Origin of the sequence: Flavobacterium sp., assembly GCF_046296355.1 — a bacterium.
Taxonomy (GTDB): domain Bacteria; phylum Bacteroidota; class Bacteroidia; order Flavobacteriales; family Flavobacteriaceae; genus Flavobacterium.
The window spans coordinates 50,975-73,733 of the sequence record NZ_JBKBLM010000005.1 but is presented as its reverse complement, the minus strand read 5'-3'; the positions used below and the strand labels follow the sequence as shown (position 1 = coordinate 73,733).

The window sequence follows — 22,759 nt, the reverse complement described above, 5'->3', positions numbered from 1 at the left end:
GTAAGTATTGTTTGGCTAAAGTAGTATTAAATTTAGTGATTTAAAAATGAAAATTGAATTTGAATTTCTATTTTTGCAACACAACAACACAACTCATGTACAAACTACTTATCCGTCCAATTCTTTTTTGGTTTGACCCTGAAGAAGTGCATTATTTCACTTTCTCTTTGGTCAAATTTATTTCCAAAATTCCTTTTGTACCCAATATTTTAAAATCGATTTACGAAGTCGAAGATAAACGTTTGGAACGCGAAGTTTTTGGGTTAAAATTCAAAAACCCGGTTGGATTAGCGGCTGGTTTTGACAAAGATGCCAAGCTTTACAATGAGTTATCTCATTTTGGTTTCGGGTTTATCGAAATTGGAACCTTGACACCAAAGCCTCAAGACGGAAATCCTAAAAAACGTTTGTTCCGTTTGAAAGAAGACAGCGCGATTATTAACCGAATGGGGTTCAATAACGGAGGTGTTGAAGCAGCGGTTTTGCGATTAAAAGAGAACAAAGGCGTTTTAATTGGCGGAAATATTGGCAAAAACAAAGTCACTCCGAATGAGAATGCGACTTCAGATTACTTAATCTGTTTTGATGCGTTATTCAATCATGTGGATTATTTTGTGGTGAACGTTAGTTCTCCGAATACCCCAAACCTGAGAGAGCTACAAGAAAAAAAGCCTTTGACTGAGCTTTTGAATACTTTACAATCGCATAATTTATTGCATGAAAAACCAAAACCAATCTTGCTGAAAATCGCTCCCGATTTGACTAATGAGCAACTTTTGGACATTATCGATATTGTAAACGATTCTAAAATCGCCGGCGTTATTGCAACGAATACTACCATTTCCCGTGAAGGATTACAATCCGAAAACAAAATCGAAACCGGCGGATTATCCGGAAAACCTTTGACTGAACGTTCGACAGAAGTCATTCGTTTTCTTTCTGAAAAGAGCAACAAAGCCTTTCCAATTATTGGTGTTGGCGGTATTCATTCGGCTGAAGATGCGATTGAAAAATTAGAAGCCGGAGCGAGTTTAGTACAATTGTACACCGGATTTATTTATGAAGGTCCGAATTTGATTAAAGAAATCAATCAGAAAATTTTAGAAAAAAAGTAAACAGTAATTGGTTAGCAAACCTACCAAAAAAGCAGTTCCAAAACTTAGCAACGTCCCAATTAAAACATATTCGGTCAGCTTTCTATCTTTGGCTTCTTTCAAATCTCCAAATCTGAATATTGATTTGGCGGCCAATAAAAATCCGATGGCTTCGTAATGTCCTGTAATAACAAAGTAGAACACGAACAATCTTTCTAATATCCCAATGTAGTTTCCGGCATTTTGCAAGGAATCATCGCTCTTGTCATTTTTACTTTCGGGCGTCCAAATAGAAATGATGTTTTTAATGATGATGGAAGTCGGTTTGGTTAATAAAACTAAAGCCGTTACCATAATCCAGAATAGATTATCCATAAAAGAAAAATCAATTATTTGGCCATTATATAAAAACGAAATTACTACCAAAACCACTAAATGCAATAGCTGATCTACTATAAACCAATTGCGTTTGGTTTTCTTTTTCTGAAATTTTAGCTTCAGAAAATCAATAAATCCGTGTGATAAAGCCAAGGCGAAAGCATAACCGAAAAAATCAGTTTTCCCGATAATAATAAAGGCTAAAACACCATGTAATAAGGTATGCAAATACAGATACGGACTGCGATGCACTTTATGTTCTTTGTCTGAAACCCAAGAATTCGGTTGCAGAATAAAATCGCCTATTAAATGTGCCAAAAGCAGCTTTACGAAAATAATCATACGCTTAGGTTTTTAATTTTTTGGCGGAAATAATTTTCGGTTTCCAATAGCAAATCATATTGCGCCCGCTTTCGTCTTCGGCTTACTGCAGCTTGATTGATGCCAAGCTTCTGCCCGATTCCGTCTTGTGCTAAAGTAGGATTTTGCATCGCCACTTGAACCAATTCCGCCGATTGTGGCAACCAGCTGTCCATAAACGTTGACGCTAAACGAAGTTTTAGATTTAAATCGGAATCCAATTCAGTATTTCCTGTGTTTACGGCCAAATTAACTTTTTGCTTTTTTAAGGTTTGGAAAACTTCCCCTGAACGCAAAAAGGCCGTTCCATTGCTTTCGGATATTTTCTTAGCGGCATAAGTTTTGTCGCCAATCCCAATGCTCATTCGGGCGTCGAGCTTTAAAGTTTTAAAATACGCTTTGATTTGTAAAGCCGCGTATAATGCTTCTTCCGGATTTTTAATCTCCAACTGAAATTCATCGCCACGATAGATTTCCCATTCGGCCGGACTCTTTCCAAAGGTGTTCAATAAAGCCTTTAAACCATCCATCCAAACATTGGAAGACAGCTTTCTGGAGTTGACAATATCGCCTGTAATTATGCTTATCATAACTCAAATATAAGCAATATATTTAATTATTCAAATTTTATTACCAAAATGTGTAATAAATACAATTATTACCAAAATGTGTAATATTTAATTTTATTACTCAAAAGGGTAATATTTTGTCAAAATATAAATTTTAAAAAATGGCTAGTTTTAGTATCTTTGAAAGCGATTATGAAGCCAATCAAAATTATAGAATGTCCACGCGATGCCATGCAAGGCATTAAAACCTTTATTCCGACTGAGAAGAAAGTGGATTATATTCAATCCTTACTTCGCGTAGGTTTTGACACGCTTGATTTTGGGAGTTTTGTTTCGCCCAAAGCGATACCGCAAATGCAAGACACTGCAGAGGTTTTGGGAAGATTGGATTTATCGCAAACTACGAGCAAACTTTTAGCCATCATTGCCAACACACAAGGTGCGCAATTGGCTTCTCAACACAAGGAGATTCAATATTTAGGCTTTCCGTTTTCTATTTCAGAGAACTTTCAAATGCGAAATACTCATAAGACTATTGCCGAAAGTTTAGTCACGCTACAAGAAATTTTAGACATTGCCAATGGTTCCAATAAAGAAGTCGTAGCCTATCTTTCTATGGGTTTTGGCAATCCGTATGGTGATCCATGGAATGTTGAAATCGTAGGCGAATGGACAGAAAATTTGGCAACTATGGGTGTGAAAATTTTGTCGCTTTCCGATACGATTGGAAGTTCAACGCCGGAAGTTATTAATTATTTATTTTCGAATCTGATTCCGAAATACCCTGATATAGAATTTGGTGCACATTTACATACAACTCCAGATAAATGGCATGAAAAAGTGGACGCAGCTTACAAAGCCGGTTGTCGTCGATTTGACGGTGCGATTCAAGGTTTTGGTGGTTGTCCGATGGCCAAAGATGATTTGACCGGGAATATGCCAACAGAAAAACTGCTCTCCTATTTCACGACTCAAAAGGAAAATACCAACACAAGTCCGATGAGTTTTGAAAGCGCATATAATGAAGCTTCAAAATTATTTAGTGCTTTTCATTAAGACTTTCTTCTTTTGAATAGTTTATAAATTTCAATCCACATCACCGAAATAAATCCGACCAGAACACTAAAACCTATTTGTGTTAAATCAATCCTTTCAAATAAAAAGAATTTAACAAAAACCGGAACAAACAATAATACTGATGTCATTATTATGGTAACACCAATAATCAGCAATACCAGATTGTTTTTGTAACGAATAGTCGTAAAAACAGAATAATAAAACGAACGATTCGCCAAGGTTAAAAAGATATTGGACGCAATCAAAGCAACAAAAATATGAGTTCTCGTTGCATTTTCTGTCAATCCATGATAAATGCAATATTGGTACACAAAAAGCAATCCCAGCGTAATTACCAATCCTTGAATAATACTAATCGTTATTTCTTTTAAATTAAAAAAAGTGGAGGTTAAAGGTCTAGGTTTTTGCAACATTAAATTGCGTTCCATGGGTTCATTTTCATAAATGATAGAACAAGTTGGCCCCATAATTATTTCCAAAAAGATAATGTGAACCGGCGTAAAAATATTGGGATAAATCCAGCCTAAGGCCAATGGAATAAAGACAATGAGAATAATCGGTATATGAATTGAAATGATATACTGAATGGCTTTTTTGAGGTTGAGATAAATTTTTCTACCCATCGCAATGGCATCGGTCATTTTGCTGAAATCATCATCTATTAAAATCAGATTTGCGGCTTGTTTTGCGATTTCGGTTCCCTTTTTACCCATCGCAATTCCGATATGCGCCGATTTCAATGCCGGACCATCGTTTACTCCGTCACCGGTCATCGCCACAATTTGGTTATTGTCTTTTAAGGCTTGAATGATTTTAAGTTTGGCTTCGGGAAACATTCTAGTAAAAATGGCGGTTTCCATCACTTTTACTTTTAAAGTCGCTTCGTCCATTTCCATCAACTCGTCTCCGTTTAAAACTTTGTCAGCATCTTTAAAACCTACTTGTTTGGCAATAGTTGTAGTAGTGGCAGCATTATCACCGGTAACGATTTTCACTTGAATTCCCGCATTATAAAACGTCTCGAAAACTTCTTGAATATTCGCTTTTGGCGGATCATAGAATGCGACTAATCCTTTAAAAGTAAACTTAAATTCTTGCTGGGTTTTAGGATAATCTTTTTCTGAAAAATCAGCTACACCAACACCTAGAATTCGATAACCTTCGTTTGCCATAATTTCCATGGCTGTTATTACTTGCATCTTCTCAGAATCATTTAAATTGCTGACTTCAATTAAGGCTTCCGGCGCGCCTTTCGCAGCAATAATTCTTTTGCCTTTATGGTCTTCAAAAATATGCGTCATCATTGGTGGTTTTCCGCCCAATGGATATTCGTGAATCAATTTGAAATTGGTCCTTTCGTCTACGGATTCTAATTTGGCGTAAGCCTCATGCACTGCAATTTCCATAGCATCAAACGGAATCGGTTCGCTTGACCACATGGCATAACTTAAAAGTTCTTCGGCTTCCGGGTTTAGTTTTTCATTCGTATTGATAATGGCATTGGAATGGAAAAGGTATAATTGCGCCAAACTCATTTTGTTCTCCGTAATCGTGCCGGTTTTATCGGTACAAATTACGGTTGCGCTACCTAAAGTTTCCACTGTTTTAGTTTGTTTGGTAATAATGCCCATCTTCATCAAACGCCAAGCGCCAAGTGCCATAAAAGTGGTGAAAGCCACCGGGATTTCCTCCGGAATTACGCTCATGGCAATCGTCAATGCTTTCAACAAACTGTCTAAAACACCTTGGGAATAATAAAAATTAATAGCCCAAACTATGCCAAAAGTGACCAATCCTATGATGGACATTTTCTTTACAAAATTGGTAATTTGAACTTGCAACGGCGTTTTTTCCTCAACAATCTCTTCTAAACTTTTACCAATTTTCCCTAGACTTGTTTGGTTTCCAATAGCGGTAACTTCACCAATGGCCAATCCTGTTGCAACTGTTGTGCCTTGAAATACTTGGTTACTATCAGAAGTTTCACTTTTAAAAACAGATAAAGATTCACCGGTCAAAATAGATTCATTCACCGAAAAATCATTCGATTGAATAATCACCGCATCGGCCGGAATAAAAGTACCTTCTTCCACTTGAATAAAATCGCCTAAGACAATTTCTTCACTCAGAATTTCAATTATTTCACCATTGCGAATGACTTTACTTTTGGGTTGGGATAATTTTTTTAAAGCGTCGATAGCATTCCTGCTCCGAGCTTCTTGAAATAAGGAAATAGCCGCAACAAAGAAAATAGCAACCGACATAAAAATTCCATCGCCATAATCTCCGGAAATAAAATAAATACTGGCTGCTGCCACTAAAAGTATAAACATCGGTTCTCTTACCATTTCTAATAATGAAATTAGAAAGTGATTCTTTTGTTGGTGTTGCAAAGAGTTGGTACCGCTTTTATTTCTGGAAGTAATAACTTCATCATTTGAAAGTCCGCTAATATTTATTTTGTTTTCTGTCATGATGATGAAATAAGTATGCCCTAAGTTAGTTATTTAAGATGAATTTAACCACTTTATTTGTTTAAGATTACTATATTTGCACGCAATTTAACTACAACTACAAATTGCATGAAAGCACACACTTCTAAAATCGTTGGTGAAGGTTTAACCTATGACGATGTACTGCTGATTCCTAATTATTCTGAAATTTTACCGCGCGAAGTCAATATTCAATCGAAAATATCTAAAAATATTTCGCTCAATGTTCCTATCGTTTCTGCTGCTATGGATACCGTTACCGAAAGTTCTATGGCGATTGCCATGGCGCAAGAAGGCGGCATTGGGGTTTTGCATAAAAACATGACGATTGAGCAACAAGCGGCAAAGGTCAGAAAAGTAAAACGTGCTGAAGCCGGAATGATTATCGATCCGGTAACTTTACCTTTAAATTCTACTGTTGGCGATGCTAAAATGTTGATGAAAGAACACGGAATCGGCGGTATTCCTGTGGTTGATGAAAACGGAATTTTAAAAGGTATCGTAACCAATCGTGATTTGAGGTTTGAAAAAATCAATTCGCGTTCTATTTTAGAAGTAATGACTTCTAACAATTTAGTTACAGCAGCCGAAGGGACAACACTACAAGAAGCAGAAGGAATTCTGCAACAAAATAAAATTGAAAAACTACCTGTAGTTGACGCCGATTATAAACTAGTTGGACTAATTACTTTTAGAGATATAACCAAATTGGCTCAAAAACCGGTAGCCAACAAAGATAAGTTCGGACGTTTGCGCGTTGCTGCAGCACTTGGCGTGACTGCCGATGCATTGGAAAGAGCGACTGCTTTGGTTAATGCCGGAGTTGACGCTGTCATTATCGACACCGCTCACGGTCACACTAAAGGCGTGGTTGATGTGTTGAAATTGGTAAAATCTAAATTCCCGAATTTGGATGTCATTGTTGGAAACATTGCCACAGCGGAAGCAGCTTTGTATTTGGTAAAAAATGGTGCCGATGGCGTAAAAGTCGGTATTGGTCCGGGTTCGATTTGTACCACTAGAGTTGTGGCCGGAGTTGGATTTCCTCAGTTTTCTGCTGTTTTAGAAGTTGCGGCTGCGTTACGCGGAACCGGAATTCCCGTGATTGCCGATGGTGGAATTCGTTACACAGGCGATATTCCAAAAGCGATTGCCGCAGGTGCTGATTGTGTAATGCTCGGTTCTTTATTAGCCGGAACGAAAGAATCTCCGGGAGAAACCATCATTTTTGAAGGCAGAAAATTCAAATCTTATCGCGGAATGGGTTCTGTGGAAGCCATGCAAGAAGGTTCAAAAGACCGTTATTTCCAAGATGTAGAAGACGATATTAAAAAATTAGTTCCGGAAGGAATCGTAGGTCGCGTACCTTATAAAGGAGAATTAAACGAAAGCATGCAACAATTTGTTGGCGGACTTCGTGCCGGAATGGGTTATTGTGGTGCCAAAGATATTCCGACCTTACAGGAAACAGGAAGATTTGTTAGAATCACCGCTAGCGGAATTGGCGAAAGTCATCCTCACAATGTAACGATTACTAAAGAAGCACCGAATTATTCGAGGTAAGTTTAGCCATTAGGCATAAGTAAAAAGGCATAAGTTTAATTCTTATGCCTTTTGTTTTTATATAAAATTTGAGAATTAAATACCCAAATAATTACTTGGTGAAATGGCTAACAATTCCGCTTTAATTTCATCCGAAACGTTTAAGGTTTCTATGAAGGCATGAATTGATTCTTTGTTCATTACTTCATTCGTTCTGGTCAATCCTTTCAAGGCTTCGTATGGATTTGGATAACCTTCGCGACGCAAAATGGTTTGAATAGCCTCGGCAACAACTGCCCAGTTTTTCTCTAAGTCTTCGGCGAATTTTGGCTCGTTTAATAACAATTTATTCAAACCTTTCAAAGTCGCTTCAAAAGCAATGATTGTATGTCCGAATGGAACGCCTACATTTCTCAAAACCGTACTGTCCGTCAAATCGCGTTGCAATCTTGAAAGTGGTAATTTGGCAGACAAATGTTCAAAAATAGCATTGGCAATACCCAAGTTTCCTTCGGAATTTTCAAAGTCAATTGGGTTTACTTTATGTGGCATCGCCGAAGAACCAATTTCTCCTGCTTTGATTTTTTGCTTGAAATAATCCATCGAAACGTAGGTCCAAATATCTCGGTCTAAATCGATGATAATGGTATTGATTCTTTTCAAAGCATCAAAAAAGGCTGCAAAATGGTCGTAATGTTCGATTTGTGTAGTTGGGAAAGAATGTTGCAATCCCAAAGTTTCTTCTACGAAAGTGGTTCCGAATTGTTTCCAATCAACAGTAGGATAAGCCACATGATGTGCGTTATAATTTCCTGTCGCGCCACCAAATTTAGCAGCAAACGGAATATTGAACAACAAACGCATTTGCTCTTCTAAACGTTCTACGAATACCAAAATTTCTTTTCCTAAACGCGTTGGTGATGCCGGTTGACCGTGCGTTCTGGCCAACATCGGAATGTCTTTCCATTCCATTGCCAATTCTTTTAACTTGGCTATTAACTCAATTAAACTTGGCATATACACTTTTTCAAAAGCTTCTTTAGTCGAAAGCGGTATCGCAGTGTTATTGATATCTTGAGAAGTCAATCCGAAATGGATAAACTCTTTGTAATCACTCAAACCTAATGTTTCGAACTTGTCTTTGATGAAATACTCAACGGCTTTTACATCGTGATTGGTTGTTTTTTCGGTTTCTTTGATGACCAATGCATCTTCGGTAGTGAAGTTTTTATAGATATCTCTAAGGGCTTCAAAACTGTTTTTTTCAACACCTTTTAATTGAGGTAAATTACTTTCGCATAGTGCAATGAAATATTCAACTTCAACCAGAACTCTATATTTAATTAGAGCTTCTTCGGAGAAAAAAGCCGCTAAAGATTTGGTTGCTTTTCTATATCTTCCATCAATGGGTGAAATGGCATTTAAAGTAGTTAGTGACATGTGCTTTATGTTGTTTTGTTGTGGTGCAAAAGTAAGGAATAGTGTTCAGTGTTCAGTCTTTAGTGTTCGGTTTTTTATCTAAAACCGAGTAATTTTTGTTTTAAAAACGGAACGCCATCTGTAGCATTCATTGGAATAACTTCTAACGGATTTTGTAAATCATAAATCCTTGCCGGTTTGGGGTCAATATAAAACATAGGTACATTTCGATTGGCATAATGCATTAGTCCAGCCGCAGGATAAACTTGAAGCGAAGTGCCAATGACCGCTAAATAATCGGCAGTTTCCACAATTTCAACAGCTTCATCCAACGCCGGAACCGCTTCGCCAAACCAAACGATATGTGGACGCAATTGATTTCCTGTGGAATCAACATCGCCTATGTTCAAATCGGTTGTCCAGTCTAAAACTTCAAATCGATGATGGTTGTCACTTCGCACTTTTAATAATTCACCATGCAAATGCAAAACCTTACTGCTTCCGGCTTGTTCGTGTAGATTGTCTACATTTTGAGTGATGATATGAACGTCGAAATCATTTTGTAATTCGGCCAAAGCATAATGCCCAAGATTCGGTTTTACTTCGTGCAATTGCCTTCTTCTTTGGTTGTAAAAATCTAAAACCAGTGCTTTATTTCTGAGCCAACCGTCATAGGAAGCGACTTCCATGACATCATGACCTTCCCATAAACCATCGGCATCACGAAAGGTTTTGATACCACTTTCGGCTGAAATTCCGGCTCCGGTTAAAACGACTAATTTTTTCATTATCATTATTTGGATTTAAAACTACGCATTTTTGTTATTTTTGGCAAAACGAATTTTATGATTGACCTTGATTACCTAAACTATCTCGAAGATTTTTTAACCGAAAACCGCAAAGAGCGATTCCAAAAAGTATTGGAGAATCGCACCAATCACTTTACCATTGCCGTAGAAGATGTATTTCAGTTTCACAATACGAGTGCGGTGATGCGCAGTTGCGAGGTTTTTGGGATTCAGGAAATCAATATTGTAGAACATCGGTTTGGCAAAAAAATCGACAAAGAAATTGCGATGGGCGCTCAAAAATGGGTAGACATTAATAAGTTTGACAATATTTCCAATTGTATAAAATCCTTGAAAGACAAAGGCTATCAAATCATTGCCACCACACCGCACAATGATTCTTGTTTGTTACACGAATTCGACGTCACTAAAAAGAGCGCTTTGTTCTTTGGCACCGAAAAAGAAGGACTTTCCAAGGAAGTAATGAGCCAAGCCGATGGTTATTTGAAAATTCCAATGGTTGGTTTTACTGAGAGTCTAAATATTTCGGTTTCTGCAGCGATTATCATTCAAGATATCACTACTCGCCTACGCCTATCTGATATAAATTGGAAATTAACCCAAGAAGAATTTTTGGAAAAACGATTGCTTTGGGCAAAAAATACTATCAAAGACATTAAGCGTATTGAAGAGCGCTATTACGCTGATAAATAATTATTCTTTGATGTACTTTTCATGTTTTTTAGTCAATACTTTATATTGCTCATAACATTCACTGATGGCATCCAAAATCTGTAAATCGTTAGCGGATTGAATAAATGATTCCGAGTAATTACAACGCTGCAAAATTTCGGCAATCTCTTTTTTATCTACACCTAACAATACGGAGATCATTTCTCGGTCAAATTTAGATTCCAAAAGAGTACGAACGGTATCGTCTTTCTTCATCTGTTTCAGCTTCTTCAGCTCTTTGGGTTTGTTACCAAAGAAATTATACAACATGTCTGCCGGATTAAAAATAGAGCCCAACACACGGGTGAAAGCATTTGGAGAACTCTCGCCGGCTTCATAAGCTGTTGGCAAACCTGAGATACTGTAACGGTAGTTTTCTTTTTCGGGAATCAATTTAGAATCGACTTCAAGGTAACCGGTCAAGTCGTATTTTTTAACAATCACTTCTTCTAAAGCTATGGCTTTTTCTGTCATTAAGATTTTGGCTGTACCATTTTTCAACCAGTCATTGGTTACTCTGATTCTCAAAGATTGGTAGCCCAATATGGAAATATGCAAAGTGTCACTTACGCTGACTTCCATTTCAAAATAGCCGCTGGCATTGGTTACCACACCTTTTACTTTGTTAATGTTAATCACATTAGCATTGGGAATTGGCAATAGGTTATTGTCATTCACAATAGTACCGCTAACTTTTTGACCGACTGGATTGTCTTGCGCTAAAGCACTCAGTGAAAATAGAAACAAAAATAAAAGGGTAAAATATCTCATAGCTAATTTTGATGGTTTAAAAGTATGAAACTCTTTTAAGATATTTTGAAGTTTGTTGCCAGAATTAGAACAAAATTAACAAAAGCTCAAATTAAGAATTACGAATTAGTAATTACGAATTACGAATTAGGGGTATGTAGAAAAAAAGAATCTCCGTTCTTACCTTAGTAAAAACGGAGTTCTATTATATTCGAATTATAAATTTCGTAATTACTAATTCGTAATTCGTAATTTTAAAGCGTTAGCTTTTTCTTGGCCTTCTGGCTTTAGCATCGTCAAAAGAACGACCTGCCGGTCTGTCGGTATTTCCTTCAGAACGTCTTGGTGCTCTTTCTTCTCTTTGAAACGAACCCGGTTCTCTTCTTGGAGCAGCATCTCTGTCGCTTCTAAAACCACCTTCTCTTGGCGCTGAGCTTCTGTCGCTTCTAAATCCGCCTTCTCTTGGAGCCGAACTTCTGTCACTTCTGAAACCGCCTTCTTTTCTTGGTCCGAAACTTCCGCCACCGCTTCTTGGTGCTGAACTTCTACCACCAAATCCGCCTGAGCTTCTTCTATCTCCGCCACCACTTCTTCCGTTATGGTCACGTCTTTCGCGGCTTCCACCATCGTTTTTAGAAATCTCAACGTTGATTCTTCTGCCGTTCATGTCAAACCCGTTAAGGATAGACATTACTTTATCCGTGTGTTCTCCGTCAGTGTTAAAGAAAGAGAAACCTTCTTTTACATCTACTTTGAATACGTCATCACGACCTAAGTCTAGTGTTTCTTTTAAGAAGTCTTTCAATTGCATCCAATCGAAATCGTCTCTTGAACCAATATTTACGAAATAACGAACAGGATCACCGGCTCTGATTTCTCTTGGTTCTGAACTTCTTTCGCTTCTTTCACCACCTTTTTCACCTGATAAATCACGTTTCTTTTTGTAGTAGTTGATGAATCGGTTGAACTCAACCGAAACCATTTTCTTGATTAATTCCTCTTTAGTCAATCCGTCAAGCACTTCGTTAATCGCCGGGAGATAGTTGTCTATCTCGTGGTCAACTTCGGTATCTTTGATTTTATTGGCTAAGTGCAATAATTGGATTTCGCAGATTTCAATTCCACTAGGAATCGTTTTCTCTTCGAATTTTTGTTGGATGATTCTTTCGATAGACGAAATTTTACGCAACTCACTTTTAGTGATAATTACGATTGAAGTTCCCAATTTCCCAGCACGACCTGTACGGCCTGAACGGTGATTGTACGTTTCAATTTCGTCCGGCAATTGATAGTTTACTACGTGCGTAATGTTATCAACGTCAATTCCACGAGCCGCAACGTCTGTCGCAACAAGCATTTGAATTTGACGACCACGGAAAGATTTCATAACCCCATCACGTTGCGCTTGAGATAAATCTCCGTGCAAAGCTGCGGCGTTGTATCCGTCTTCGATTAGCTTTTCAGCCACCGCTTGGGTATCACGTTTTGTTCTACAAAATACTACCGAGAAGATGTCCGGATTAGCATCGGCCAATCTTTTCAAAGCTTCGTATCGGTCACGAGCATTCACACAATAAAATTCGTGAGAAACTGTTGCCGAACCTGAGTTCTTAGTTCCAACGGTTACTTCTGCCGGATCATGCATGAATTTTTTAGCAATTCGTGCCACCTCAGCAGGCATAGTAGCTGAAAACAACCACGTATTTTTTTCATCCGGTGTATCTGATAATATCGAAACGATATCGTCATAAAACCCCATGTTCAACATCTCATCTGCTTCATCAAGAATACAGAAGTTAATGTTTTTAATGTTCACAAGTCCACGATTAATCATGTCTTGCATTCTCCCCGGTGTAGCGACAATAATTTGTGCTCCACGTTTTACATCTCTGGCTTGTTCCGTAATGCTCGCACCACCATAAACTGCCACTGTATGTAAACCTTTTACATATTTTGAGTATTGTTTAATCTCGTTGGTGATTTGTAAGCATAGCTCACGCGTTGGTGATAAAATTAACGCCTGCGTATTTCTGTTTTCGGCATCAATTTTTTGAATAAGCGGAAAACCAAAAGCGGCCGTTTTCCCTGTTCCTGTTTGCGCTAACGCAACCAAGTCTGTGTTTTGTTCCAATAGTACCGGAATCGCTTTTTCTTGTACTTCTGACGGATTCTCAAATCCTAGATCTTTGATCGCCAGCAGTAACGATTCATTCAGACCTAATTGTTCAAATTTATTCATATAAAGTTTTAAAATTTGGTGCAAAGGTAAGTTTTAAAAACCATATACGCTAATTTGTTTTGCTTTGATAATCAGAATGTTAAGTTTTGCCCAACAAAGTAACTGAGTAGCTGAGTGTCTGAGTAGCTGAGTTTCAGACATTTTTTGTATTAATTTAGGGTGTAATTAGGAGCATTACTTTTGTCTTTCTGTCACTTATGCTCCCGCTATCCGCGCTACATGCCTGCCTGCCGGTAGGCAGGGTAGCTAGCTCTTATCGGGGCTAATCAGAACGTTAGTCTTTACTCAGCTACTCAGTTACTCAGGCACTCAGCGACTCAAAAACGCAACCAACTGCTTCACCGCCAATCCACGATGACTAATCACTGATTTTTCTTCTAAAGTCAACTCAGCAAAGGTTTTAGCGCAACCATCGGCTACAAAAATCGGGTCGTAACCAAAGCCATTGGTTCCGATTTTCTCTTCAATGATTTTGCCGTTAATGATTCCGGTAAAAAGGTTTTGTTCACCATTTAAGTTTAGGCAAATAACGGTTTTGAAATTGGCTTTTCTATTGGTTTCATCCTTAAGATTAGTCAATAATTTATCCATATTGGCATTATCATCTTTCTTTTCGCCTGCATAACGAGCCGAATAAACTCCGGGTTCGCCATTCAAAACAGCAACTTCCAAGCCTGAGTCATCAGCGAAACAATTGTATCCGAACATTTCAGTAATATAATTGGCTTTCAAAATTGCATTCCCTTCAATAGTGTCTGCTGTCTCTGGAATATCTTCATAGCAACCGATGTCTTCCAAACTTAAGATTTGAATTGACGACGGAAGCAAGAGCTGAATTTCTTTGATTTTGTTTTTATTATTGGAAGCGAAAACTAATTTCATTATAAATTGATTTATTTTGATGTTTACAAATATGCGAAGAATATCGGGTTTACTATTGGCTAAACATTAAATTGCAAATCGTAGTAAACTTCGCTAAAAACAAAATACTAAAGTTGATAAACAAAGTAAATTACTACTTATAAAACCCAAATCTTTTCTTTTTTAAAATTTTAAGAATTGTTCAATCCTAAAGCATCTTAAATTCGTAAATAAGTCAAATACCACTAAGTTCCGTATGGAAAAAAATACTATCCCGTATGGTAATTGTTTGTCATGTCTTGTCGGCATTTTTCTATTATTGTTTCAAAACGCCTCAGCCCAATTCCTTTTGTCCAAAGGAAACACCACCGAAAAAGTTTCCATCCATGATAAATCTGAATATGTTGATGTTGGCCTTCGCAATTTGACATTGGAACAAGTTAGGGCTTCAGAAGATCTAAAGTTCAAACCGATGTTAAATGAAAATACCGACTTCGGATTTACAACACACCACTTTTGGATACGTTTCCAATTAAAAAATACTTCTCAAGAAAAGGTTTACTATTTCTTCGAAACGGCCAGACCAATTACTGATGTGGCCGAACTTTATGTAATCAATCAAAAGGAAAAAGTCTCAAAATTAGTCAGTGGTGATGCTATTCCTTGTACACAAAGGAGTTTTAATCACAGAAAAACCATATTCAAAATCGCACTAAATCCGGGTGAACAGCAGCAATTTTATCTTCATGTAAAAAGTGATGGTGAAATGCTTTCAATGCCGATGATTCTATACAGTTTGGAAGCGTTAATTCAGATGACCTCTTTTGAGCAATTTGTTTTTGGATTCTTTTATGGAATTTTAATTATTGCCGCCATTTTGTACTTATTCTTTTTCTTTGGTATGCGTGATAAGACCTTCTTTTATTACAGCATGTATGTGGTTTTTATCGGGTTACTTCAATTTGCTATTGATGGCTATTTTTACCAATTTATCACACCGCAATCGGGTTGGTTTTCATTGCATGCAGTTGTTTTATTTGCTTGTGTTGCCAATTTCTTTTTGGGCAGATATGCTCAAGTATTTTTGAAAATAAAAGAGTACAATCGGACTATCAATTTTGCTTACTACATATTATACATTCTTAATGCAATTTTATTTTTATCCCTATTGTTTATTCCAAAGGCACTGCAGTACTCCTATCCTATTGCCAACGGATTAGGGTTAATTGTTCTGTCTTTAATCATTGCTTCACAGATTTCAATTTACAGAAAAACCGAGAAAATAGATCGATTTTTTGCCATTGGTGTATTCTTTCTAATTTGTGGATTTGTCGTTTTTATTTTAAAGAATTTCAGTGTATTGCCGCTTAATTTTTGGACAGAAAACGGTTCAAAACTCGGCACCGGTATGGAAGTTATCTTCTTATCGCTTTCGATGGCGAATTTAATTCGCAACCTCAAAAACGAACGAGAAGAATTGCAAACTTTAGCACTTCAACGTTCGGAAGAAATGAACGAATTGAAGTCTTACTTTTTATCCAATATAAGTCACGAGTTGCGCACACCGTTGAATGCGATATTGAATACCGCAAAATCAATGGCCAAAGAAAGCAATAACAAGGAAATTCAAGATGGTAGCCAAATTATAAAGTATTCAACTTATAGTTTATTAAGCTCTGTCAATGATATTTTAGACTTTTCAAAAATTGAGAAAAACGAAATCAAATTAGAGCTTTCCGATTTTGATTTGGTCAGAACTGTAGAACACATTGCCAACAATTTTGCACGAGAAGCGAGCGACAAAGGACTTGATTTCACTTTCCAAAAAGGAGATGATTTGCCTGAAATGGTTAATGGCGATTCGGTTAGACTGAATCAAATTTTGCATAACATTTTGAGTAATGCACTCAAATTCACTCATGAAGGATTTGTTAAATTTAAGATTGAAGCCAAAAAAGGAAAAGACAACAAAGCTCAAATAACCTTCACCGTTAGCGATACCGGGGTTGGGATTTCCAAAGAAAAAATCAACAGTATTTACGATTCCTTTTCGCAAGAAGGCATCAATAACAAAAGGAAATTTGGCGGGTTAGGACTCGGACTTTACATTGTAAAACATTTAGTTGATTTGCACAACGGAAAGATTAAAATAGACAGCACTGTTGATTTAGGTACCGTTTGCGAAATACAATTGGGCTACCAAAATGTTGAAGTGGTTAAAGAAACAATCATTGATAATAATCCTGAGCTTGAATACGATTTGAAAGGAAAATCAATTTTGGTGGTTGAAGACAATGCGATGAATCAAATGGTGATTAAAATGATAACCAAAAAATGGTTAAATACTACAGTTGATTTTGCTAATAACGGCGAAGAAGGCGTTAAAAAGCTAACCGAAAATCATTATGATATTATCTTGATGGATTTGCAAATGCCTATTATGGATGGTTATGAAGCCACAATAGCTATCAGAAATGGTGAAGCCGGAGAAAACAAAAAATCGATTCCAATAATCGCTTTAACCGCAGATGTTATGGAAACAACTAAATCAAGAGTAATAGAAATCGGAATGAACAAATATTTGTCGAAACCGGTTGATAAAGATTTACTTTTTGAAATCATTAAACTATTAGTGTAACTATTTGGCAGTAACCATTAGGAGTAAACTAAATTTATATTTACTTTTGCCTCGTTTTTAAATACACTTTACAATGGTAAAAGATTTATTCGAAAGAATACAAAACAATAAAGGTCCATTAGGTAAATGGGCTTCTCAAGCCGAAGGTTATTATGTGTTTCCAAAATTGGAAGGCGAATTAGGACCAAGAATGAAATTCCACGGAAAAGATATTTTGAACTGGAGTTTGAATGACTATTTAGGCTTAGCCAATCACCCGGAAGTACGCCAAGCCGATACTGATGCGGCCGCACAATACGGAGCGGCTTACCCAATGGGCGCTCGCATGATGAGTGGTCATACAGATGCTCACGAACAATTAGAAAAAGAATTAGCAGCATTTGTTCAAAAAGAAGCGGCTTATTTATTGAACTTTGGTTACCAAGGAATCATGTCTTGTATTGATGCATTGGTGACAAAAAACGATATTATTGTTTACGATGTTGATGCTCACGCTTGTATCATTGACGGTGTGCGTTTGCATATGGGTAAACGTTTTACCTACAAACACAACGACTTGGAAAGCATGGAGAAAAACCTTCAACGTGCAACCAAAATGGCTACTGAAACTGGCGGTGGCATTTTATTCATTACCGAAGGCGTTTTCGGAATGCGAGGTCAACAAGGAAAGTTGAAAGAGATTGTAGAAATGAAGAAAAAATACAATTTCCGTTTGTTAGTAGATGATGCTCATGGATTTGGAACACTTGGTAAAACAGGAGCCGGAGCCGGAGAAGAGCAAGGTTGTCAGGACGGAATTGATGTTTATTTCTCAACGTTTGCCAAATCTATGGCGAGTATCGGAGCATTCTTAGCAGCAGATAAAGACATTATTGATTATTTAAAATACAATTTGCGTTCGCAAATGTTTGCCAAAGCTTTACCAATGATTCAAACCGTTGGTGCTTTGAAAAGATTACAATTGTTAAGAGACAATCCGGGATTAAAAGACAAACTTTGGGAAAACGTAAACGCATTACAAAACGGATTAAAAGCCCACGGATTTAATATTGGCGACACTAATACTTGTGTAACTCCGGTTTATTTGGAAGGTTCAATACCTGAAGCAATGGTGATGGTAAATGACTTAAGAGAAAACTACGGTATTTTCTTGTCTATCGTGGTTTATCCGGTGATTCCAAAAGGAATTATCTTATTGAGAATGATTCCAACCGCTTCTCATACTTTGGCTGATATCGAAGAAACCCTTACGGCTTTTGATGCCATTTATGAAAAATTAGTAAACGGAACTTATAAAAAAATTGCCGAAGCCACTACTGTTGATGTGTCTTAAAAAAACATTCCTTTAAAAACAAAAAACCATCCTTCTCAGGATGGTTTTTTGTTTATTGGTAATTAAAATTTATTGTACTTTGATAATTTTACTTTCATCAATGTTAAATGCTTTTACTACTGCTTTATAATCCTTTAAATTTACTTCAGCCGTTTTATTACCGAAATAAGCTGGAATTACTACTACTCTAAATATTTGATTCAATCTGTAACTTGAACTTACACCGGCTAAATCAAAACCTTCCATATATACTTGTGCATCAAATCGGGTAAAGTCAAAATCATAGCGTAAATCTAAAGTGCCATCTCCGAAAAAATAAGTTTCCGGTAGTGGTTTCCAAATATCTTCTCCTTGAAACGAACCGGATAAACGGTATACTAAAACCATATCAGAATTGTATATAGAATGAGGGAAAACCAATACCGAACTATAATCATTTGGCAAAAAATTCACATTGGTATATTCAAATACTTCACTTATGGTGTCGTTATCAATTCCGTCATTTTCATTATCGTTAACGGTGCAACTTTGTAGCGTTATCATCCCGATAAAAGCTAAAACTAAAGTAATCTTTTTCATGGTATGTATGTTTTAAATGATTAATGATAATTGGCACTATCCAATATTGATGCCAAACTTTTATTTTAACAAAAAAATGTACTTTTGACAAATGGGAAGAAACAATCCAAAAAACATCAAAGCGCACAACGATAAACTTCACAAGGCGCAAGATAAGGAAAAAGCCAAGAAAGCTGCTCGTGCCGAACAGCTAAAAGCTATTGTGAAAAAATTTAATGAAAATAAAGACGAAAAATAAAAACCTCACATTACTGCGAGGTTTTATTATTCTAAAGTACCGATTATCATCGGGATAAACGATTCACAAATTTTGGGAAACCAAAATGGTTCTGTGCTTACATATTCCTTCTATACTGTCCGCCAACTTCAAACAAAGCTGAAGTAATCTGACCTAACGAACAATACTTTGTAGCTTCCATTAATCGTTCAAATAAGTTTTTGTTGGAAATAGCGGCTTCTTGCAACATATTCAATTGCTCTTCCTCAATGCCTGTATTGGCTTGGTGTAGCGTTTCTAAAGTTTTGATTTGGAATTGCTTTTCCTCTTCTGTCGCACGAATAACTTCTAATGGAACTACTGTTGGAGAACCTTTGGAACTCAGGAAAGTATTTACACCTATAATTGGGAATTCGCCTGTATGTTTCAACGTTTCATAATACAAACTTTCTTCCTGAATTTTACTTCTTTGGTACATCGTTTCCATAGCACCCAAAACACCGCCACGTTCTGTAATTCTGTCGAATTCTTGTAATACCGCATCTTCTACTAAATCGGTTAGCTCCTCAATGATAAAAGAACCTTGGATTGGGTTTTCGTTTTTGGCTAAGCCCAATTCTTTGTTGATAATCAACTGAATCGCCATCGCACGACGTACTGATTCTTCCGTTGGCGTCGTGATTGCTTCATCATACGCATTTGTATGCAATGAATTACAGTTGTCATATATCGCATACAAAGCTTGTAAAGTTGTACGAATGTCATTAAAGTCAATTTCTTGAGCATGAAGCGAACGTCCGGAAGTTTGAATGTGGTATTTCAACATCTGCGCTCTTTCGTTGGCACCGTATTTTTGTTTCATGGCTTTCGCCCAAATTTTACGCGCTACTCTACCAATTACGGCGTATTCAGGGTCAATTCCGTTAGAGAAAAAGAAGGATAAATTCGGTCCGAAATCATTGATGCTCATCCCACGACTCAAATAATATTCCACGTAAGTGAAGCCATTCGCTAAAGTAAACGCCAATTGCGTAATTGGGTTCGCTCCTGCTTCTGCAATATGATAACCCGAAATCGAAACCGAATAGAAGTTACGCACATTCTTTTGGATAAAATATTCCTGAACGTCTCCCATCAATCTCAAGGCAAATTCAGTCGAGAAAATACAAGTGTTTTGTGCTTGGTCTTCTTTCAAAATATCTGCCTGAACCGTTCCGCGAACTTGCGTAAGCGTTTTGATTTTGATATCATCGTAGATTTCCTTTGGCAAAACTTGGTCACCGGTAACGCCTAAAAGCATTAAACCTAAACCATTGTTTCCTTTGGGCAAATCGCCGTTGTATCTTGGACGGGCTACTTTTTTAGCTTTATAGATTTCATTGATTTTTTCTTCGATTTCTACTTGAAGATTATTTTCAATAATGTATTTTTCACAGTTTTGGTCGATGGCTGCATTCATAAAGAAACCAAGCAACATCGGAGCCGGACCGTTAATCGTCATCGAAACCGAAGTCATCGCGTGACTCAAATCGAAACCGGAATACAATTTCTTCGCATCGTCTAAACAACAAATAGAAACTCCGGCATTCCCGATTTTACCGTAAATATCCGGACGTAAATCAGGGTCATTTCCATATAACGTTACCGAGTCAAAAGCAGTTGACAAACGTTTCGCAGGCATTCCAAGGGAAACATAGTGAAAACGACGGTTGGTTCTTTCAGGTCCGCCTTCTCCTGCAAACATACGCGTTGGGTCTTCGCCTTCTCTTTTGAATGGATACAAACCTGAAGCAAAAGGAAATTCTCCCGGTACATTTTCCTGTAAGTTCCATTTTAAAATATCGCCCCAAGCTTGGTATTTTGGCAACGCTACTTTCGGAATTTGAGAATGAGACAAACTTTCGGTATGCGTTTCAATCTTGATTTCCTTGTCGCGCACTTTAAAGCTGTAAACCGGATTTTTATATTTGTTTACCTTGTCATCCCAAGTTAGGATAATTTCCCAATTGAATGGATCGAGGTTCATTTTTACGCGGTCAAATTCTTTAACCAATAAGTTTAAGAAGTCTTTGTTATCTTCATTGAAATTCAAGCTGTTAACTTCAATTCCGGCTTTATTGATTTCAGCTTGCTTTTTGGAAACAGATTCAATCGTTTTATAAATACCGTATAACTTTTGAGCGACTTCAACCTGCGTCAAAACTGTCTCATCATATTTGCGATTGTTCTCGGCAATTTCAGATAAATAACGCGTTCTGTGTGGTGGAATTACGAATATCTTCTCGCTCATTTCACGAGTGATTTCGAAAGTCGATTTTAAATCGGAACCGGTTTTCTCTACAATCTTATCCATGATTTTTTTGTAGAGTGTATTCATTCCAGGATCATTAAACTGTGACGCAATGGTTCCAATAACCGGCATTTCATCCGGATTCGTATCCCACAGATTGTGATTGCGTTGGTATTGTTTTTTCACATCGCGAATCGCATCCAAAGCACCGCGCTTGTCAAACTTATTAATCGCTACCAAATCCGCAAAATCAAGCATGTCAATTTTCTCTAATTGGGTTGCGGCCCCAAATTCTGGCGTCATTACATATAAAGAAACATCAGAATGTTCTAAAATTTCGGTATCACTTTGCCCAATTCCGGAAGTCTCAAGGATAATGATATCATATTTAGCAGCTTTCAACACCTGAATCGCTTCGTTTACATATTTAGACAAAGCCAAATTGGATTGACGTGTAGCCAACGAACGCATATAAACTCTAGGATTATTAATGGCATTCATACGTATTCTGTCTCCTAATAAAGCACCACCAGTTTTGCGTTTTGATGGATCGACCGAAATCAATCCGATAGTTTTTTCAGGAAAATCTATTAAAAATCTGCGAACCAATTCATCTACCAAAGATGATTTTCCGGCACCACCGGTTCCTGTAATTCCCAAAACCGGGATATGTGTAGTTTCATTTTTCTTGTGTATGGCCTCCAAAGTTTCTTTGGCTACATCCGGGAAATTCTCAGCCGAAGAAATCATACGGGCAATCGCCGTTGGATTCTTTTCTTCCAAATGATTGATTTCACCGTTCAATTCGTCACCAACAGGATAATCCGATTGTTTTACCAAATCATTAATCATGCCTTGTAATCCCATTGAACGTCCGTCATCCGGAGAATAAATTCTCGTAATTCCGTATTCGTGTAGTTCTTTGATTTCATTAGGCAAAATAACACCGCCACCACCGCCAAAAATTTTAATATGACCGGCGCCTTTTTCCTTTAATAAATCGTGCATATATTTGAAATACTCGTTGTGACCGCCTTGATAAGACGTCATTGCAATGGCGTTAGCGTCTTCTTGAATAGCGGTATTTACTACTTCTTCTACACTTCTATCGTGACCTAAGTGAATTACTTCTACTCCGGTCGCTTGAATTATGCGTCTCATGATGTTTATAGCAGCATCGTGACCATCAAAAAGTGACGCAGCAGTTACAATTCTGACTTTATTTTTTGGAATATACGGGATTTGTGGTTCCATTTTGAGAATATGATAATTTAAGTGCCGCAATTTACGCAATTAATAAAAATTACACAGTAAATAGGTGGCATAATTTTTGTCAAGTTTAGACAAATATTAACAGTTGCTAATCAATCTATTTTTAACTTTGACAATCAAATCTTTACT

At 37.2% G+C, this 22,759-nt stretch carries 17 protein-coding genes; 7 read left to right on the top strand and 10 right to left on the bottom strand.

Annotated features, from left to right (window positions below; translation table 11 throughout):
* Positions 1 to 95 precede the first annotated feature (95 nt).
* Positions 96 to 1,115: a quinone-dependent dihydroorotate dehydrogenase gene (locus ACK4HO_RS04400; RefSeq protein ID WP_409663108.1), complete on the top strand. Its 1,020-nt coding sequence runs from the start codon at positions 96 to 98 to the stop codon at positions 1,113 to 1,115.
* On the opposite strand, the gene ACK4HO_RS04395 is transcribed toward ACK4HO_RS04400, so the two are convergent.
* Both ACK4HO_RS04395 and ACK4HO_RS04390 read right to left on the bottom strand, forming a co-directional pair.
* Positions 1,101 to 1,814 (bottom strand): DUF3307 domain-containing protein, encoded by a 714-nt coding sequence (locus ACK4HO_RS04395; protein ID WP_409663105.1) that lies wholly within the window; start codon positions 1,812 to 1,814, stop codon positions 1,101 to 1,103. The two genes, ACK4HO_RS04400 and ACK4HO_RS04395, sit on opposite strands and share 15 nt — an antisense overlap.
* On the bottom strand, positions 1,811 to 2,422 hold the full coding sequence (locus ACK4HO_RS04390) for a SatD family protein (RefSeq protein ID WP_409663101.1): 612 nt from the start codon (positions 2,420 to 2,422) through the stop codon (positions 1,811 to 1,813). Before ACK4HO_RS04390 ends, ACK4HO_RS04395 begins: the two co-directional genes overlap by 4 nt.
* A gap of 171 nt (positions 2,423 to 2,593) precedes the next feature.
* Between ACK4HO_RS04390 and ACK4HO_RS04385 the strand changes: the two genes are divergently transcribed.
* Complete coding sequence (locus tag ACK4HO_RS04385; RefSeq protein WP_409663098.1) at positions 2,594 to 3,457, top strand: hydroxymethylglutaryl-CoA lyase; 864 nt, start codon at positions 2,594 to 2,596, stop codon at positions 3,455 to 3,457.
* Here the strand turns inward: ACK4HO_RS04385 and ACK4HO_RS04380 are convergent.
* Positions 3,454 to 5,952 (bottom strand): cation-translocating P-type ATPase, encoded by a 2,499-nt coding sequence (locus ACK4HO_RS04380; RefSeq protein ID WP_409663094.1) that lies wholly within the window; start codon positions 5,950 to 5,952, stop codon positions 3,454 to 3,456. The genes ACK4HO_RS04385 and ACK4HO_RS04380 overlap by 4 nt on opposite strands.
* 108 nt (positions 5,953 to 6,060) lie before the next feature.
* Here ACK4HO_RS04380 and guaB point away from each other — a divergent pair, with 108 nt between their 5' ends.
* Positions 6,061 to 7,533, top strand: coding sequence for an IMP dehydrogenase (guaB, locus tag ACK4HO_RS04375; RefSeq protein WP_409663091.1), 1,473 nt, complete (start codon positions 6,061 to 6,063; stop codon positions 7,531 to 7,533).
* Positions 7,534 to 7,608: 75 nt separating this feature from the next.
* On the opposite strand, the gene purB is transcribed toward guaB, so the two are convergent.
* Together purB and ACK4HO_RS04365 are read right to left on the bottom strand one after the other, a co-directional pair.
* Positions 7,609 to 8,952, bottom strand: coding sequence for an adenylosuccinate lyase (purB, locus tag ACK4HO_RS04370; RefSeq protein ID WP_409663088.1), 1,344 nt, complete (start codon positions 8,950 to 8,952; stop codon positions 7,609 to 7,611).
* A 74-nt stretch (positions 8,953 to 9,026) separates the two neighbouring features.
* Positions 9,027 to 9,722 (bottom strand): SIR2 family NAD-dependent protein deacylase, encoded by a 696-nt coding sequence (locus ACK4HO_RS04365; protein WP_409663214.1) that lies wholly within the window; start codon positions 9,720 to 9,722, stop codon positions 9,027 to 9,029.
* Positions 9,723 to 9,776: 54 nt separating this feature from the next.
* Between ACK4HO_RS04365 and ACK4HO_RS04360 the strand changes: the two genes are divergently transcribed.
* Entirely contained in the window at positions 9,777 to 10,433 is a 657-nt protein-coding gene (locus ACK4HO_RS04360) for a TrmH family RNA methyltransferase (protein ID WP_409663084.1), read from the top strand.
* Here ACK4HO_RS04360 and ACK4HO_RS04355 read toward each other — a convergent pair whose 3' ends face one another.
* The 3 genes from ACK4HO_RS04355 to ACK4HO_RS04345 all read right to left on the bottom strand — a co-directional run bounded on the left by ACK4HO_RS04355 (position 10,434) and on the right by ACK4HO_RS04345 (position 14,322).
* A complete protein-coding gene (locus tag ACK4HO_RS04355) occupies positions 10,434 to 11,222 on the bottom strand; it encodes a carboxypeptidase-like regulatory domain-containing protein (protein WP_409663081.1) in 789 nt (262 codons plus the stop codon). It abuts the gene before it with no gap.
* Positions 11,223 to 11,463: 241 nt separating this feature from the next.
* Positions 11,464 to 13,440, bottom strand: a complete 1,977-nt coding sequence (locus ACK4HO_RS04350) for a DEAD/DEAH box helicase (RefSeq protein WP_409663078.1) — start codon at positions 13,438 to 13,440, stop codon at positions 11,464 to 11,466.
* A gap of 309 nt (positions 13,441 to 13,749) precedes the next feature.
* Positions 13,750 to 14,322 carry a non-canonical purine NTP diphosphatase gene (locus ACK4HO_RS04345; protein WP_409663075.1) on the bottom strand — a complete coding sequence of 191 codons (573 nt, stop codon included), beginning with the start codon at positions 14,320 to 14,322 and terminating at the stop codon, positions 13,750 to 13,752.
* A gap of 235 nt (positions 14,323 to 14,557) precedes the next feature.
* Between ACK4HO_RS04345 and ACK4HO_RS04340 the strand changes: the two genes are divergently transcribed.
* Complete coding sequence (locus ACK4HO_RS04340) at positions 14,558 to 16,939, top strand: 7TM diverse intracellular signaling domain-containing protein (protein ID WP_409663072.1); 2,382 nt, start codon at positions 14,558 to 14,560, stop codon at positions 16,937 to 16,939.
* Between the two features lie 73 nt (positions 16,940 to 17,012).
* Complete coding sequence (locus ACK4HO_RS04335; protein WP_409663069.1) at positions 17,013 to 18,272, top strand: aminotransferase class I/II-fold pyridoxal phosphate-dependent enzyme; 1,260 nt, start codon at positions 17,013 to 17,015, stop codon at positions 18,270 to 18,272.
* Positions 18,273 to 18,341: 69 nt separating this feature from the next.
* Here the strand turns inward: ACK4HO_RS04335 and ACK4HO_RS04330 are convergent, their stop codons facing one another.
* The gene (locus ACK4HO_RS04330; protein ID WP_409663066.1) at positions 18,342 to 18,851 is read right to left on the bottom strand and encodes a hypothetical protein; all 510 of its coding nucleotides are present in this window, start codon (positions 18,849 to 18,851) and stop codon (positions 18,342 to 18,344) included.
* Positions 18,852 to 18,942: 91 nt separating this feature from the next.
* On the opposite strand from ACK4HO_RS04330, the gene ACK4HO_RS04325 reads away from it, so the two are divergent.
* On the top strand, positions 18,943 to 19,089 hold the full coding sequence (locus tag ACK4HO_RS04325; protein ID WP_284652253.1) for a hypothetical protein: 147 nt from the start codon (positions 18,943 to 18,945) through the stop codon (positions 19,087 to 19,089).
* Positions 19,090 to 19,186: 97 nt separating this feature from the next.
* On the opposite strand, the gene ACK4HO_RS04320 is transcribed toward ACK4HO_RS04325, so the two are convergent.
* Positions 19,187 to 22,612, bottom strand: a complete 3,426-nt coding sequence (locus ACK4HO_RS04320) for a methylmalonyl-CoA mutase family protein (protein WP_409663062.1) — start codon at positions 22,610 to 22,612, stop codon at positions 19,187 to 19,189.
* Positions 22,613 to 22,759: the final 147 nt, after the last annotated feature.